Origin of the sequence: Pseudomonas sp. P7758 (assembly GCF_013386485.1) — a bacterium.
Lineage (GTDB): Bacteria > Pseudomonadota > Gammaproteobacteria > Pseudomonadales > Pseudomonadaceae > Aquipseudomonas.
On record NZ_JACARS010000061.1, the window covers coordinates 11,999 to 26,692 of the forward strand.

Below are 14,694 nucleotides of genomic sequence, written 5' to 3' on the forward strand. Positions count from 1 at the left end.
GGGTCTTCATATATTGCTGGTCAGGCTCATCAGCGGCAGCATGATCGCGAGCATGATCACCGCCACCAGCACCGCCATGACCACCGTCAGGGACGGCACCAGGGCGGCGAGCAGGCGGTCGATGCCGCGCTTGGCTTCGACGTCGAACACGTCGGCGACCTTGAGCAGCATGCTGTCCAGTTCACCGGCCTGTTCGCCGACTTCAATCATTTGCAGGGACAGGTCCGGCAGCAGCGGTTGGCTGCCAAATGCACTGGCCAGGGTGCCGCCGCCTTTCACCGACTCGGCGGCCTGGGCCACTTGTGCCTGCAAGGCACGGTTGGTGCAGACCTGGCGGGCGATCACCAGCGCTTGCAGCAGCGCCACGCCGTTGCTCAGCAAGGTGCCGAGGGTGCGTGCCAGGCGTGCGGCTTCGACCCGCTGCAACAGCGGGCCGATAACGCGGATACCCAGCACGCGCCGGTCGTACTGCTCGCGGTGTCGTGGGTTGCGCAGGCGTGCCGCCAGGGCCCAGACCGTCACGATCAACCCGGCAAAAACCGCCAGGCCATAGGCGCCGAGGAACTGCCCAAGGCCCAGGATCACTTCGGTGATCAACGGAATCGGCACACCCAGGTCCTTGAAGATCGGCACGAACTGCGGCACCACGTAAGCCAGCAACAGCGCCAGGGAACCGAGCACGCCCACCACCAGGAAGGCGGGATAGATCAGCGCGTTGATCACCTCGCCTCTCAATAACTGGCTGCGTTCCAGGTAGTCACTGAGTTGGCGCAGGGTGTTCTCCAGCGCACCGCCCGCCTCACCGGCACGCACCATGCTCAGGTACAGCGGCGAAAACTGGCTGCCCTCCTCTTCCAGCGCTGCCGACAATGGCTTGCCGGCCTTGACGTGCTCGCGGATACGTTCGATCAGCGCTCGGGTCTGCGGCTGGCCGGGCTGCTTGAGCAGGATGCCCAGCGAGCGTTCCAACGGTTGGCCTGCGCCCAGCAGGGTGGCCAGTTGCTGGGTAAAACTGACCAGCGCCGCGCCATTCAACTGGCCGCGCCCGAAGGCATTGCGCAGCCCTTGGGCACCGGCGGCATCGATGTGCAACAGCAGCAGGCCACGTTTGTGCAGCGCAGCGACGGCGGCGGCCTTGTCCTTCGCTTCGAGGGTGCCGTTCTGCGCGACGCCCTGGCTGTCCAGGGCACGGTATTTGAACAGGCTCACGCGCCCTCTCCACGGGTGACGCGCAACACTTCTTCAAGGGACGTGACACCGGCCACCGCCTGGCGCAGGCCTTCTTCATGCAGGGTGCGCAAGCCACCACGGCGGGCGGCCTGTTCGAGGGTCGCGGCGTCGGCCTGGCGCATCAACAAGCTGCGCAGTTCGTCATTCATCACCAGCAATTCGGTGATTGCACTGCGGCCGTGGTAACCGCCGCCGGCGGCGTTGGCGCGAGGCCGGTAAAGCAGGATCGGGCGCTGCTCGGTGAAGCGGTCGAGGCCGTGTTCCTCGATCAACTCCGGCGGTGCTTCAAACGCCTCACGGGTCGCCGGGTCGAGGCGGCGCACCAGGCGCTGCGCGAGGATGCCATTGACGGTCGAGGCGATCAGGTAGCTCTCCACCCCCATGTCCAGCAGGCGCGTGATACTTGCTGCGGCACTGTTGGTGTGCAGGGTCGAGAGCACCAGGTGGCCGGTCAGGGAGGACTGGATGGCGATGCGGCAGGTTTCGAGGTCGCGGATTTCACCGATCATGATCACGTCCGGGTCCTGGCGCACGATGGAGCGCAGCGCCCCGGCGAAATCCAGCCCAATGGCCGGCTTGACCTGGATCTGGTTGATGCCTTCCAGTTGGTATTCCACCGGATCTTCGACGGTGATGATCTTGCGCTCGGCGGTATTGAGCCGCGACAACGCGGTATAGAGCGTGGTGGTTTTACCCGAGCCGGTGGGCCCGGTGACCAGCAGGATGCCGTGGGGTCGCTCGAGCACTTCAAGGAAGGTTTCCAGGCGCTGGCCGTCAAAGCCCAGGCTCTGGAAATCGAACTGCACGGTCTGGCGGTCCAGCAGGCGCATCACCACCGACTCGCCAAAACTGGTGGGCACCGTGGATACCCGCAGGTCCAGTTCCTTGCCCTGGATGCGCAACATGATCCGGCCGTCCTGCGGCAGGCGGCGCTCGGCGATGTCGAGGCGCGCCATGATCTTGACCCGGGAAATCACCGCCGCCGAGGAACTCGCCGGCGGCGCTTCCGCTTCATGCAGCACACCGTCGATGCGGTAGCGCACCTTGAGCTGGTTTTCGAACGGTTCGATATGGATGTCCGAGGCGCGGTGCTCCACGGCCCGTTGCAGGATCAGGTTGACCAGGCGAATCACCGGGGCTTCGGAGGCCATGTCCTTGAGGTGTTCGATGTCTTCCAGGGCGCCGCCCTGTTCATCGAGGTTTTCGATCAGGGTGCCCATGGCGGAACGGCCCTGGCCGTAGTAACGCTCGATCAGGGTTTCGACTTCGTTGCGCGGCCCGACCGCCAGCCACACCGGCACGCCGCACGCGTACGCCAGGGCCTGGAACGGATACAGCAGCGCCGGGTTGGCCGCCAACACCCGCACACCACCGTGGCTCCAGCCCACCGGCACCACTTGGTAATGGCGCATGAAGCGTTCGGTCAGCGCCGGCAGCGGGTCGAGCACGGGCGGTGCGGCATCCGCCAGCAGCAACGGCGTGCCGAGCAAATCGGCCCAGGCCCGCGCCAGTTCCACTTCGGAAACCAGCCCCAGGCGCGTCAGCAGGCCGAGCAGTTCGGGGTCGTCGGATTCCTGGGATAACCGTCGAGCACGTTCCAGGTCGACGGTTTTCAGACCGGCTTTTCGCATCAGCCACGCGCACACTTGTTCGGCATCCGGAATCTGCATTCGGCATGCATCGATGGGCATTGACGGTATCGGCTGGGGCATCTGCACAAGTCTGAGGGGCTATTTAAAAACCTGTTCCGTGGCACGCGCCGGAACAAGGGCATCCACACTTAGTTGGAGGTTTTTAGCGCAAGCGCTGTCATGACAAGGTACGGACCCTACACCAAAACATTTTGCATTACAGCCCACTTAAGTTATGGCCTTTTAGAACTACCAACAGGCGCCATTAGTTAGCCATGACCGTACGCATGATGTTTAAAGCATCGACTGACATGTTTAAACTTAGTTCATCAGCGCAATAAAATATCGCCAGCCTCACGCAAGATCTGGGTCTATCCCGGCACCTAATGGCAATCAATGATCAGTTCAATAGGCCATCTTGCAATATCACATGGACACTACTCAAAAGAACAACCCACCAAGTCATTGCACTTTTTAAATCGCGAAACTCACCGCACTAATTGCAATTAGCCATCGCTAAAACTTGTCACCGAAGAAGAACTACCCACTGATAAAAAAGAGACGAGCGCACGCAATCAAACGCATGTTTCAGCGCCTGACCTTGAATAATCCGTTATCAGAAAATACCGAGAGTCAACGCAACATGGCCATGAGCCGCAACTGGACTCAGGCGCTCTCGCGCTCGATCAAGCGGCACTCCAGCAGGTTCAAGCGCTGCACCTCATCCTCAACCGGCAACACGCCCAGGCTTTCCAGTACCCGCGTTGCCGCCAGCACACCGATCTCCAGGGCGGGCGGCTTGATGGTGCTGAGACTGGGCAAGAGCATTTCGGCAAACGGGTAATCACCAAAGCCGAGCACCGCACACTCCTCGGGGATTCTCAGCCCTGCCCGTTGCCCCGCCAGCAAGCCACCGGCGGCCAGGTTGTCATTGGCGAAGATGATTGCGTCGGGCGGCGTGGCGGCGCTCATCAACACGTGCATCGCTTGCTTGCCCGCCTCAAACGGTGCGCGATCGGCGTCCGGGGCAAACACCCACGGCTGCATGCCCAACTCAATCAGGGTCGCGCTGTAGCCATCCCGGCGCTCCAGTGCACTGAAGTCCCCCGGCGCGCTGTTCTGTACGAACGCGATGCGCCGATAACCCTTGCCATGCAGGTAGCGCGCAGCCGTTACGCCCACCTCGTAATGCGAGAAGCCAATCTGCAACGGCTCCCGCTCGGGTTGGTAATCCCAGGTTTCAACCACCGGGATATCCGCCTCGGCGATCATCTTCTCGGTGCCCGCGCTATGGAAGCGGCTGGTGAGCACCAATGCCGCCGGGGACCAGCCGAGAAACGCGCGCACTGCATTTTCTTCCTGCTCGGCGCTGAAGTAACTGGACGCCAGCAGCAATTGGTAGCCGTGGCGGCTGAGGGTATCGCTGAAGCCCTGGATGGTATTGGCGAAGATCGGCCCGGAGATGTTTGGAATCACCATCGCGACGATCCTGCCCCGCGCCGACGCCAGCCCACCCGCCACCAGGTTCGGCACGTAGCCCAATTCGGCAACCACCGCCGCGATGCGTTCGCGGCGTTCGGGCGAGACCTGTTCCGGCTGGTTGAAATAGCGCGACACGGTAATCGCTGACACACCGGCCTGGCGCGCCACGGTATTCAAGGTGACGCGGCCGGCACCACGGCGTTTCCGGGGTTTGTCTTCGCTCAAGGGACGATCCTGTTAAAAACCTAAAAGAATATAAAACTAATTTTTTAGTATTTGACGCTCTATATCGCACCTACCAATAATGCCGATGTTAGCGCTACCAAAGCGTTTTGTCTGCTACTCGCTCGAGCGAATGCCCAAGACGGATTCAACGGCGCTGTCGTCGCAGAACGGCAGCGGTTCAGGGCATTTTTCGGGCGGTCAGAGCATGCACACACATTCGGGGCAACCTCAAAAACTTTCGCAATCCATACGCGCCGCCACCGGGCGCCGCGCCCACCTGGGTTGGCTACTGGCGGGGCTCGCCGCCCTGCCCGTTCCCGCTGCATTCGCCGCCGACGACCAGGAACCCACCCTCAAGCCGGTCACGGTCACCGCCACCCGCCGCGAAGAGTCGCTGCAAAAAGTCCCGGTAGCAGTTTCGGTACTCGATGGCGAACAACTGGAGCGTGACAATCGCAACGGCGTGGCGAGCATCGTCCAGCAGGTACCCTCGCTGAATTTCCGTACCGGCGCGTCGAACAAGGACACCTCGTTGTTCGTACGCGGAGTGGGCACGATATCCACCTCGCCCGGGGTTGAACCCACGGTGGCGACGGTGATTGACGGCGTGGTGTACGCCCGCCCCGGCCAGGCTACCCTGGACCTGCTCGACCTGGATCGTGTCGAAGTGCTGCGCGGGCCCCAGGGCACACTGTTCGGCAAGAACGCCTCGGCCGGCGTGCTGAATATCACCAGCAAGGCGCCGACGGCCGAGACCCACGGCTATATCGACCAGTCCTACTTCAGCGGCAATGAAAGCCGCACCCGCTTCGGCCTGGGCGGCAGCCTGATTCCCGGCACGCTGAAGGGCTCCATCAGCGGGCTGTTCGGCAGCTACGACGGTAACGTCGACAACAAGCACAACGGCCAGGAAGTGAACGGCTACAACCATCAGGGCGTGCGCGGCAAACTGGAGTTCACCCCCAACGACGACGTGAAACTGACCCTGATTGCCGACTACATGCAGTCCCACGACGATGCGCCAAATGGCGTGGTGAGCAAATCCCTGACCCCGGCGTTCGCCAACGCGCTGAACCCGGTGCGCGGGACCAGCGACAACCGCGACATCAACACCGACACCCGCAGCCACGTGGAGGACACCAACAAAGGCCTGTCTGCCCAACTGGACTGGAACCTCGGCGACTACACCCTGACCTCGATCACTGCCTGGCGCGGCTGGGACAACACCCAGTACCAGGACGGCGACCGCCTGGGCACCGTGACCGCCGCTTTCCCCGGCACCGCCGACAAAGGCCAACTGGCGTTCGACCAATACTCCCAGGAGCTGCGCCTGGCCTCGCCCAAAGGCGAATTCCTCGAATACGTCGGCGGCCTGTTCTACATGCACGGCAAGGATCAGGAAACCTACCAGCGCACCCTGACCACCACCACACGCACCGACCGCGGCATCGCCGACTACGGCACCACCAGCGACAGCTACGCGGTGTTCGGCGAGACCACGCTGAATTTCACCTCGGCCTTTCGTGGCATCGCCGGCCTGCGCTACACCCACGACGACCTGGAATACGATCACCGCCGTGTCTCCACCTCGGCCACCACTGTCAGCGGCATTCAACCGGCCACCAGCAGTTCCGGCTCGGTGGACGAAGACGGCTGGTCCGGCCGGCTGGGGGTGCAATACGACCTGAGCGACACCGTCACCAGCTACCTGACCTACTCGCGCGGCTACAAGGGCCCGGCCTACAACGTGTTCTTCAACATGCAGCCACGGGACACCGACGCGCTGAAACCGGAAACCTCCAACACCTGGGAAGTCGGGATCAAGGCCACCAGCTGGAACAATCGCCTGACCACCAACCTGGCGATCTTCCACAGCGACTACGACAACTACCAGGCGAACTTCTTCGACACCGTCGCCGGGCAAGTGGTGACGCGCTTGATCAACGCCGGCAGCGTCAGCACCGAAGGCGTCGAACTCGACTACGCACTGCAGGCCACCCAACAACTGAAGCTCTCCGGCGCGCTGGCCTACACCCGGGCCCGCATCGATGAGTTCGCCTGCCCGCCTGGCGCGGCGGCGTCCTGCAACGTCAACGGCAAGCCGCTGCCCTTCAGCCCGGACTGGAAAAGCTACGTGCGCGCCGACTACAGCATCCCGCTGGATAACGGCCTGGATATCGAACTGGGTACCGACTACAGCTGGCAGAGCGAAGTGCAGTACGACATCAGCCAGAACGTCGACACCAAGCAAGGCGCCTACGGCATCTGGAACGCCAGCGTCGCTCTGGCCGACTACAGCAACGGCTGGCGCGTGGCCCTGCTGGCGAAGAACCTCACCGACAAGTCCTATTCACCGCTGCTGGCCAGTGGCGGCAGCTACATCTACCGCGCCGTACCCCGTGACGATGAGCGTTACTTCGGCGTGCAACTGCGCAAGGATTTTTGAGCATGCCCCGTGAACTGAAACTCGGCGCTTTCCTGATGGCCACCGGGCACCACGTCGCCGCCTGGCGTCACCCCGATGTTCCGGCCAATGCCGGGCTGGATTTCGCCCACTACAAACGCCTGGCGCAAATTGCCGAAGCGGCGAAATTCGACGCGCTGTTCGTGGCCGACAGCATTGCCGCCGCCACCGGCGAAATTGCCAGCCGCATGGCGCGCTCGGATCACTTCGAGCCACTGACGCTGCTGTCGGCATTGAGCGTGGTGACCGAACACATCGGCCTGATCGCCACGGCCACCACCAGCTACAACGAGCCGTACCATGTGGCGCGCAAGTTTGCCTCACTGGATCATCTGTCCGGCGGGCGCGCCGGCTGGAACCTGGTGACCTCGGACAACGCCGCCGAAGCACAGAATTTTGGCCGCGACGAGCACCTCGGCCACGGCGAACGCTACAGCCGTGCGCGGGAGTTTCACCAGGTGGTGACGGGGCTGTGGGACAGCTGGGAAGACGATGCCTTTGTGCGCGACAAGGCGAGTGGCAGCTACTACGACCCAGCGAAACTGCATGTACTCGGGCATGTCGGCGAACACTTTCGTGTGAAGGGCCCGCTGAACGTGGCGCGCTCGCCCCAGGGTCAGCCGGTGATTGTCCAGGCGGGTTCGTCCGAGGCAGGCCGCGAATTGGCGGCACAAACTGCCGAAGTGGTGTTCACCGCCCAGCCATCATTGGCCAATGCCCAGGCGTTCTATGCCGACCTCAAGGGGCGCCTGGCTCGATATGGGCGGGAACCGGATGCGCTGAAGATCATGCCGGGGGTGTTTGTGGTGGTCGGGCAGACAGAAACTGAAGCCCGGGACAAATTCGAGGCCTTCCAGCAGTTGGTCGAACCGCAGGTTGGCGTCGCGTTACTGGGGCGCATGCTGGGTAACTTCGACTTGTCCGGCTACCCGCTGGACGGCCCGCTGCCGGACCTGCCATTGACCGACAGCGGCCAGCGCAGCCGCCAGCAACTGCTGACCGAACTGGCGGGCCGCGAACAGCTGAGCCTGGCGCAACTGGGCCGACGCATCGCCGGTGGACGCGGGCACTACAGCCTGATCGGCACACCCGCGCAGATCGCCGATGAACTGCAGCACTGGTTCGAGAATGGCGCCGCCGATGGCTTCAATGTGCTGGTGCCGCACCTGCCGGGCGGGCTGGAAGATTTCGCCCAATGGGTGGTGCCGGAACTGCAACGGCGCGGCCTGTTCCGCACCGAATACGCCGGCACCACCCTGCGTGAAAACCTTGGATTGGCGCGACCGGCCAATCGCTTTGCGGAGAAACCGGCATGAGAATTCCTGCACTGTTGTTTGCGCTGTTTGCCCTGACTCAAACTGCAATGGCCGCCGAGCCGGCCACCCTGAGGATCGGCTACCAGAAAGGCTCGATCGCCCTGGTACTCGCCAAGGAACATGGCCTGCTGGAAAAACGCTTCGACCAGACCAAGGTGCAATGGATCGAATTCCCCGCTGGCCCGCAGATGCTCGAAGCCTTGAACGTGGGCGCGCTGGATGTGGCGTCCACCGGTGATATCCCGCCATTGTTCGCCCAGGCGGCGGGCGCCGACCTCGTCTACATCGGCGCTGAACCGCCCAAGCCGACGGCGGAAACCATCCTGGTGCAGGCCGACAGCCAACTGCACGGCATCGCCGACCTCAAGGGCAAGAAAGTCGCCTTCCAGAAAGGCTCCAGCTCCCACAACCTGATCCTGCGGGCCTTGAACAAAGCCGGCCTGAGCTACAAGGATATCCAGCCGGTTTACCTGCCACCGGCCGATGCCCGCGCCGCCTTCGAGCAAGGCAGTGTCGACGCCTGGGCAATCTGGGAGCCCTACTCTTCACTCGCCCTGAGCCAAAGCCCGAGCCGCGTCCTGGCCAACGGCGAAGGCTTGAACCTGTCTGGGCCGATCTATACCGCGCGCCGTGCATACGCCGAGGCCAATGGTCCGTTCATCCACGCCCTGCTCGATGAACTGAGCGCCGCCGAAGCCCTGACCCGCAGCCAGCGCGAAGACAGCCTGCAGGTGCTGACCCGTTTCATGGGTTTGCCGGCCGGGGTGATTGCACGTTACGTCGACAACCGGCCGCCATCGCCGATCCTGCCGATTGATAAGCACATCATTGGGGCGCAGCAAGAGACGGCGGACCTGTTTTACCAGAACCGCCTGCTGCCCAAGCCCATCGATGTACAGAAGGCTATATGGCAGGCTCCTCAGAAGTCGACGGTGGCCGACAGCAAGTAAGTGCGCGGCGTCGACAAGGTCAACCCCGGCTCGCTGTCATCCGAGGCACCGGCCGAACTCCAGTAGCGCCGGTTGGCCACGTTCTCGACATTGGCCCGCAGGGTGATGTGCTTGTCGTCGACCTTGAAGGCGTAGCGTGCGCCGACATCAAGCCGGGTCCAGGCGTCGATTTCCTTGACGTTGGACTGGTCCAGGTACTGCGAGCTGGAATAGATCCCGCGGCTGGTCAGGGTCAGGCCTTCAACAGTCGGCACGTCCCACTCCGCGCCCAGGTTGACGTTGTACTTGGGCGTGGCCGGCGCGCGGTTGCCGTCGTAGGTGCCGTTGGTGGTGTGGGTCAGTTCGCTGTCGATGTACATCACCCCGCCCAGCAGGCGGAAACCCTTGAGCGGCTCGCCGAACACGCTGAGTTCCACACCATCGTTCTGGCGCTTGCCATTGGGGCCGAAGACCAGCGTGGTGGCGTTGGTCTCGTAGGCCGGCTGCTTGATCCGGAATACAGCGGCCGTCACCGCGAACGCACCGGCGTCGTACTTGGCGCCGACTTCGACCTGACGGCTGATGAACGGTGGGAAGATTTCGTCATCGTTGACCGACGCCGACGGCGCGACCTTGCCCTGGCTCAGGCCTTCCATGTAGTTGGCGTACAACGAGAGCTTGTCGGTGGCCTTGAACAGGATGCCGCCGGACGGTGAAATTTTTTCCTCGTCGTAGGCGGTGTCGCCTTTGACGTTGTCGGTCCAGTCGTCGACCTTGACCCGCTGCCAGCGCGCACCGAGGGTCAGCAGCAACCGGTCATCGAAAAAACCCAGGGTGTCGGACAACGCCACACCGCTGAAACGGTTTTCGGTGTAGACCTTCGAGTCAAATCGCGTTGGCCGGCCAGGCGCGGGGGTTTCAACAGGGTTGTAGATATTGCTTGAACCCTGCGCATATCGCGCGCCGCCGTTTTCGAAGTCCATGTAGAAGTAGCTGGCCGCCAGGTTGACCTCATGGCTCACCGGGCCGGTATGGAACCAGTTGCGCACGCCCGCCGTGGCGGTGCGCACGTTTTCATCACGGGTGAAGTCGCGGGGCTGCACGCTGAAATCGCCGGCGTTGTTGGCCACCGACACTACATGGCGCAGGAAGTCATGGTTGCTTTTGCGCGCACCGACGCCGCCGTAGAGCATTACGTTGTCGCTGAGATCAAACTCGCCGTTGACCGTGCCGAAGGTGTCGTTGGTGCTTGCCTTGCTCCAGGGCTGCGCGTAGTTGTGGCGTACGTCGTTGGCACTCGGCACCCTGGCGTTGGGCCCGACTTGCACACGTTCCTGGGGGGCGTCGGTGTCGCGCTCGGTGCGGCCGATGTCGGTGGAGAGTCGCAGGCGTTCACCGCGAAAATCCAGGCCCAACACGGCCATTTCGCGGTCGACACTCTGGTGATCCCAGGCGGTGTCGCCGGACTGTTTCACGCCGTTGAAACGCAGGCCGAACTGGTTGTCTTCACCAAAACGCCGGCCGATATCCACGGCTCCGCCCGCCTGGCTGTCGGAGGCCCAACTGCCGGTGAGCGAGGTGATGGGTGTGTCGGTGGCACGCTTGGGCACCACGTTGATCCCGCCGCCCACGCTGCCCCGTGGCGAGATGCCGTTGATCAACTGGCTGGGGCCTTTGATGATGTCGACGCGCTCGGCCATTTCCATGTCGATGGTGTAGGTCGGCAATACGCCATAGAGGCCGTTGTAGGCGACATCACTGTTGAACAGGCTGAAGCCGCGAATGGTGAATTGCTCATAGCGCCCGCCGGCCGGGTTGGTGGCGCGCACCGAGGGGTCGCTGGCAATCAGGTCGCCAAGGGTACGCGCCTGTTGGTTCTTGACCGCCGCGCTGGTGTAGGTGGTCATGCTGAACGGAGTATCCATGAAGTCCTTCGAGCCCAGCAGGCCCTGGGAGCCACGGCGCGCCACCTGGCCACCGGCGAAAGACTCGCTGTCGCCATCGCCGGTGGTGCCGAGAATCGAGGTGGGCGCCAGTTGCAGGCTGCCGCCTTCGGGAATCGGGGTCAGCCTATAGGCCTGCTCGCCCATGGGCTGCAGTTGCAGGCCGGAGCCCTGGAGCAGGCGCGCGAAACCTTCTTCGACGCCGTATTCGCCGGACAACCCGCTGCTGTTGCGGCCGCTGACCAGCGCCGGGTCCACCGAGAGGTTGACCCCGGCCAGCCCGGCGAAACGGGTCAGCGCGGCACTCAGGCTGCCGGCCGGCACCTGGTAGCTGCGCCGGGACGCACCGTCTTCGGCATAGCTGATGGGAACGAACAACGGGCTGGCACTCAGGCTCAGCATGAGGCTGAGGTTCAGCAACGGGCGTATTGCGGGCATTGGAAGAAGCTCTCGATTTTGTTCACTTACCTGGAATGACCAGTCACGTGAAAAAAAGGGACAGGCTTCAGCCACTATTTTTTGATTATTACGGTTTGATGCCTTTGAGCTTCTGGAGCAGCTCCATCAATTGCTCCAGGGATTCCTCGCCGAACTGCTCCTGAATCTTCAGGTAATTGCTTTCCATCCCGGCGCTCATGTCGACGAAACACTGCTGACCCTGTTCGGTCAGGGCGACGAACACCCGGCGCTGGTCTTCGGCGGATTTGCGCCGGCGCACGATGCCGTCACGCTCCAGCCGCCCCAGTACGCCGGTCATGCTCGGCTTGAGGATGCATGCGAGGTGCGCCAGTTGGTGGCTTTCGAGTTCGCCTTGCTGGCGCAGGATGCGGATCACCCGCCACTGCTGTTCGGTCAGGTCATGTTCATTGAGCAACGGCCGGAAGAACGCCATGGTCGCTTCGCGGGCCTGGAGCAAGGTGAGCGTAAGGGACGGTCTGGGGGTGGGCATGGTTCACGCGCAATAGAGGTCGAAGCGACGAAGCTTAGAGTCGGTGTCCCGCGTGCGCAACCCGACGCACGCAGCAAGTCATTAATTTCGAAACGAATTCATAAAAACCTGTTAATCCAGCTATTCAGCTTAAAGATAACATGTTAACAATATGCCCGCCCCTGCCCCGGTGGCGGGCTCTACCAACAAAAACAACAAAAGGAACGCCCCTCATGCATTCGTGCCTCTTTCGCACGGCGGCAAGCGCTGGCCTGTGCGCCGCGTTTAGCCCTCTGGTCGCCCACGCCGACTTCATCCAGGACAGCAAGGCCAGCCTGGACCTGCGCAATTTCTACATGAACCGCGACTTTCGCCAGGCCAACGCGCCGCAGAACAAGGCAGACGAATGGGCGCAAGGTTTTGTGCTGCGCCTGGAGTCGGGCTACACCGAAGGCGTGGTCGGGTTTGGCGTGGACGCCCTGGGCGAAATGGGCCTGAAGCTCGACTCCAGCCGCGACCGCCGGGGCACCGGGCTGTTGCCGTCTGGCGCCAGCGGCGAGCCGGCCGACAGCTACAGCGAACTCGGCCTGACCGCCAAATTGCGCGTGTCGAAAACCGTGCTCAAGCTCGGCACCCTGCAACCGCTGTTGCCGGTGGCCGCCTATAACGACACGCGGCTGTTGCCGTCGACCTACAACGGTGAACTGGTGACCTCCCAGGACATCGACGGCCTGACCCTGAACGTCGGCCGCCTGGAAAAACAGAACCTGCGGGACTCCTCCAACAACGAGTCCATGAGCTACGGCGGCGTCAACAGCAGCCACCTGGACCTCGCCGGCGGCACCTACGCGATCAACCCGCACCTGGCCGCGACCTATTACTACGCGCAGATGCAGGACATCTACCGCCAGAATTTCATCGGCCTGGTGCATGACCTGCCGCTGGCCGAGGGCGTGAACCTGCGCACCGACCTGCGCTACTTCGACACCCGCGAGCAAGGCAGCGCCCTGCTGCGCAGCGCTTCGCGGGTCGACGGCGGGCGGATCGACAACCGCTTTTTCAACGGCATGTTCAGTTTGTCGGTGGGCGCACACAAATTCGGCCTGGGCTTCCAGAACCTTTCCGGCGACGGCGACTTTGCCTTCCCGGGGCAAGATCCGTATTCGGTCAACCTGGTGACCATCAATATCTTCACCAAGGCCAACACCGATGCCTGGCAGGCGCGCTACGACTACAACTTCGCCGCCCTCGGCCTGCCGGGCCTGACCTTCATGACCCGCTACGTCGACGGCAGCCATGCGCAAACCGCCACGGTGCGCAACGGCCGCGAATGGGAGCGCGACACCGACCTGGTCTACACCGTGCAGAGCGGCCCGCTGAAGAACGTCAACGTGCGCCTGCGCAATGCGACCCTGCGCTCAAGCAACGGCCTGACCAGCGACATCGACGAAAGCCGGGTGATCATCGGCTACACCGTGGCCCTGTGGTAACGCCGGGCGCCTCAACGCAACCCCGATTGACGCTGGCGGTATTCCCCCGGCGTCATTTGCGCGTAGCGCTGGAAGAACCGGCTGAAATACGCCGGGTCCTTGAACCCCAGCTGGTAGCAGATTTCATTCGCCGAACTGCCGGTGAACAGCAGCAGGCGCCGGGCCTCCTGCATCAGCCGCTCCAGAATCAGGCGCTTGGACGGCAGGTCGGCGATGCGTCGGCACACCTCGTTGAGCCGCGCTTCAGTGACGCCGATACCGTCGGCGTAGCGCGACAGCGGCCAGTGTTGCAGGTAGTGGTCTTCGATCAGTTCGTTGAAGCGGTGGAAGATCCGCAGGTCTTCGTGCCGTGCAGGCCGGGCTTCCAGGGAATTGGCGCAGAGCCGCAGCAGGCTGATCATGATCAGGCGCGTCAGGCTGTCCAGCGCCGAACCGCGCCCGCTGGCCTGGGCGTTGATCTCGCTGCACAGCTCATCAAACAGGAATTCCAGGCGGCGCACCTCGGGCTGAAACTCCGGGGCCAGCCGCGCCAAAGCCACGCAGGCCGCCGGCAATTGTGCGCCGGGGGCCAGGCTGGGGTCGGCGTCGATCAAGGCCCACACCAGTTGCTGGCGCACGGTCAGCACATGGCCGTCGGCGTCGGCTTCGGTGACGAAGGAATGCGCCACCGTCGGCGGCGTGACGAAAAACATCGGCCCGGATTCGAGGTACTGCTGGTCGTCCAGGTAGACCCGCACCGCGCCGGTCTTGACGTAATGCACCTGGAAAAACCGGTCATGGCGATGCACCGGCATGTTGCGGCCAAAAAATCCCGCCAGGTTGCCGAGCCGGTCGTAGTGCACCTCGGCATCGCTGTAACGCTGGTCGTAGACCTGCCCGATGTTGATGTTGGGGATCGGCTGACGATCGCTCATCACTGCATTCTCTTTGTTGTTTTGACTGCCCTGAAATATTGCCACGCTTGACGATAGTTAACATCTTAATTATAACGTTAACACGTTAACGAATTTCCCACGGTGCAGGTCCGAATCTGCCCCGCCACTGCCAGGAGAAAAG

Annotated in this window: 10 protein-coding genes; 4 read left to right on the plus strand and 6 right to left on the minus strand. The window is 62.8% G+C overall.

Annotated features, from left to right (window positions below):
- Positions 1–6: 6 nt before the first annotated feature.
- The 3 genes from gspF to HX873_RS13435 all read right to left on the minus strand — a co-directional run bounded on the left by gspF (position 7) and on the right by HX873_RS13435 (position 4,568).
- The gene (gene gspF, locus HX873_RS13425; protein ID WP_177122776.1) at positions 7–1,209 is read right to left on the minus strand and encodes a type II secretion system inner membrane protein GspF; all 1,203 of its coding nucleotides are present in this window, start codon (positions 1,207–1,209) and stop codon (positions 7–9) included.
- A complete protein-coding gene (gspE, locus tag HX873_RS13430; RefSeq protein WP_256349631.1) occupies positions 1,206–2,900 on the minus strand; it encodes a type II secretion system ATPase GspE in 1,695 nt (564 codons plus the stop codon). The genes gspF and gspE overlap by 4 nt, the downstream gene beginning before the upstream one ends.
- Positions 2,901–3,527: 627 nt before the next feature.
- Complete coding sequence (locus HX873_RS13435; protein ID WP_003209906.1) at positions 3,528–4,568, minus strand: LacI family DNA-binding transcriptional regulator; 1,041 nt, start codon at positions 4,566–4,568, stop codon at positions 3,528–3,530.
- 205 nt (positions 4,569–4,773) lie between these two features.
- On the opposite strand from HX873_RS13435, the gene HX873_RS13440 reads away from it, so the two are divergent.
- From HX873_RS13440 to HX873_RS13450, 3 genes are read left to right on the plus strand one after another with little or no spacing between them, the layout of a single operon-like run.
- Positions 4,774–7,014, plus strand: coding sequence for a TonB-dependent receptor (locus HX873_RS13440; protein ID WP_102605830.1), 2,241 nt, complete (start codon positions 4,774–4,776; stop codon positions 7,012–7,014).
- A gap of 2 nt (positions 7,015–7,016) precedes the next feature.
- A complete protein-coding gene (locus HX873_RS13445) occupies positions 7,017–8,348 on the plus strand; it encodes an LLM class flavin-dependent oxidoreductase (protein WP_177122778.1) in 1,332 nt (443 codons plus the stop codon).
- Positions 8,345–9,298 carry a sulfonate ABC transporter substrate-binding protein gene (locus tag HX873_RS13450; protein ID WP_177122779.1) on the plus strand — a complete coding sequence of 318 codons (954 nt, stop codon included), beginning with the start codon at positions 8,345–8,347 and terminating at the stop codon, positions 9,296–9,298. Before HX873_RS13445 ends, HX873_RS13450 begins: the two co-directional genes overlap by 4 nt.
- Here HX873_RS13450 and HX873_RS13455 read toward each other — a convergent pair.
- Positions 9,268–11,658 carry a TonB-dependent receptor gene (locus HX873_RS13455; RefSeq protein WP_177122780.1) on the minus strand — a complete coding sequence of 797 codons (2,391 nt, stop codon included), beginning with the start codon at positions 11,656–11,658 and terminating at the stop codon, positions 9,268–9,270. The two genes, HX873_RS13450 and HX873_RS13455, sit on opposite strands and share 31 nt — an antisense overlap.
- Before the next feature lie 88 nt (positions 11,659–11,746).
- Entirely contained in the window at positions 11,747–12,169 is a 423-nt protein-coding gene (gene hpaR, locus HX873_RS13460; protein WP_008437189.1) for a homoprotocatechuate degradation operon regulator HpaR, read from the minus strand.
- 212 nt (positions 12,170–12,381) lie between these two features.
- On the opposite strand from hpaR, the gene HX873_RS13465 reads away from it, so the two are divergent.
- Positions 12,382–13,638, plus strand: coding sequence for an OprD family porin (locus tag HX873_RS13465; RefSeq protein WP_087694944.1), 1,257 nt, complete (start codon positions 12,382–12,384; stop codon positions 13,636–13,638).
- Positions 13,639–13,649: 11 nt separating this feature from the next.
- Here HX873_RS13465 and hpaA read toward each other — a convergent pair whose 3' ends face one another.
- Complete coding sequence (hpaA, locus tag HX873_RS13470) at positions 13,650–14,552, minus strand: 4-hydroxyphenylacetate catabolism regulatory protein HpaA (protein ID WP_177122781.1); 903 nt, start codon at positions 14,550–14,552, stop codon at positions 13,650–13,652.
- Between the last annotated feature and the right edge of the window lie 142 nt (positions 14,553–14,694).

Excerpts from the sequence above, each read along its gene's own strand:
- HX873_RS13455 (WP_177122780.1), bottom strand. The coding sequence starts at position 11,658 with ATGCCCGCAATACGCCCGTTGCTGAACCTCAGCCTCATGCTGAGCCTG.
- hpaA (WP_177122781.1), bottom strand. The coding sequence starts at position 14,552 with ATGAGCGATCGTCAGCCGATCCCCAACATCAACATCGGGCAGGTCTAC.
- gspE (WP_256349631.1), bottom strand. The coding sequence starts at position 2,900 with ATGCAGATTCCGGATGCCGAACAAGTGTGCGCGTGGCTGATGCGAAAA.
- HX873_RS13450 (WP_177122779.1), top strand. The coding sequence starts at position 8,345 with ATGAGAATTCCTGCACTGTTGTTTGCGCTGTTTGCCCTGACTCAAACT.
- HX873_RS13465 (WP_087694944.1), top strand. The coding sequence starts at position 12,382 with ATGCATTCGTGCCTCTTTCGCACGGCGGCAAGCGCTGGCCTGTGCGCC.
- hpaR (WP_008437189.1), bottom strand. The coding sequence starts at position 12,169 with ATGCCCACCCCCAGACCGTCCCTTACGCTCACCTTGCTCCAGGCCCGC.
- HX873_RS13445 (WP_177122778.1), top strand. The coding sequence starts at position 7,017 with ATGCCCCGTGAACTGAAACTCGGCGCTTTCCTGATGGCCACCGGGCAC.
- HX873_RS13440 (WP_102605830.1), top strand. The coding sequence starts at position 4,774 with ATGCACACACATTCGGGGCAACCTCAAAAACTTTCGCAATCCATACGC.